This window comes from Streptomyces milbemycinicus (assembly GCF_002154605.1).
Taxonomy (GTDB): domain Bacteria; phylum Actinomycetota; class Actinomycetes; order Streptomycetales; family Streptomycetaceae; genus Streptomyces; species Streptomyces milbemycinicus.
Window position 1 is genome coordinate 1 of sequence record NZ_MUNE01000705.1, and the last position, 330, is coordinate 330.

Sequence of the window (330 nt, forward strand, 5' to 3'; positions counted from 1 at the left end):
CGACACCCGCGCCCCCTCCTCCGCCGCCCCGCCTCACCTTCCGCTTCCCCATCATCTGAGGACCTCCACGAGCCGTCGTGTAACCCGCGTGCCAGAGCTGACTTACCGGTACGTAGGGACGGATAGTGACATGCCGTACCGCAATCCGACAGAGTCACGCGCCGATCAGCTCCCCCATAACCTCCACGCAACCGGAACCGGGGCCTCCCTGGGCCACCACCCTGACGGCCGAGGTTCACCCTCCGTTCACTCACGCCCATCGGCTGCTTCACCTGATCTGCCTAATTTCAGCCCTACAAACGTGCTGGCCGCGCCCATGGCGTGACGGGC